Here is a 481-nt window from a genome sequence, read left to right on the forward strand (position 1 = left end):
TTCACGGATGGCCATCAGGCGGGTGAAGTCCCAGTGCGACGTGTCGTTCAGTGCTTCACTGATCTGCCACACGGCGTTGGCGATGTCGCCGATCACTTCTACTTGCGGGAAGTACACAGCATCGACTTCGGCAGAGCGGAAGTTGATGTGGATGACTTCGGTGCCGCCACGGACCATGAAGAACGGCGGCTTCTCGATCACATCGTGGCCAATGTTGACGATCAGGTCGGCGGCTTCGACGGCGCGGTGAACGAAGTCGCCCGACGACAGCGCAGCGTTGCCGAGGAAGCGCGGGTGGCGCTCGTCGACCACGCCTTTACCCATTTGGGTGGTGATGAACGGGATGCCGGTCTTGTCGATCAGTTGCTTGAGGACCTTGGCGGTCATCTTGCGGTTGGCACCGGCACCGATCACCAGGATCGGGTTACGCGCGTTCTGCAGTTTCTCGACGGCAGCTTCAATGGCCACGTGCTCGGCCAGC

Annotated in this window: 1 pseudogene; it reads right to left on the reverse strand. The window is 60.9% G+C overall.

The features are described 5' to 3' along the window. A pseudogene (locus tag ACK59Z_RS25895) lies at positions 1-481 on the reverse strand (acetolactate synthase large subunit); the annotation flags it as partial.

The sequence above is a fragment of the Pseudomonas sp. KCJK9058 genome (assembly GCF_046230975.1).
In the GTDB taxonomy this organism is placed as follows: Bacteria; Pseudomonadota; Gammaproteobacteria; order Pseudomonadales; family Pseudomonadaceae; genus Aquipseudomonas; species Aquipseudomonas alloputida.